At 56.7% G+C, this 268-nt stretch carries 1 pseudogene; it reads left to right on the top strand.

Features of this window, described 5'->3' with window-relative positions:
- A pseudogene (locus AB1471_RS18975) lies at positions 1 to 268 on the top strand (glutamine--fructose-6-phosphate transaminase (isomerizing)); the annotation flags it as partial.

Here is a 268-nt window from a genome sequence, read left to right as displayed (position 1 = left end):
ACCGAGGTGGTAGCGCATCTCGTTGAATCTTATCTCATGAATGGCTACTCGCCACAGCAAGCGGTACAGGCATCGCTGCCGCGGCTGCACGGAGCCTTCGCGCTGGTATTCCTGTTCAAAGGCCACGACGATCTTCTGATCGGTGCGCGCAAGGGATCACCGCTTGCGATTGGGCATGGTAATGGCGAAATGTATCTAGGATCGGACGCGATTGCGCTCGCGCCCTTGACCGATTCCATTACCTATCTTGAAGACGGCGACTGGACTG

This window comes from Jeotgalibacillus marinus, from assembly GCF_040801915.1.
GTDB classification, from domain to species: Bacteria; Bacillota; Bacilli; order Bacillales; family Jeotgalibacillaceae; genus Jeotgalibacillus; species Jeotgalibacillus marinus.
This window is presented reverse-complemented; position numbering and strand designations above follow the sequence as displayed.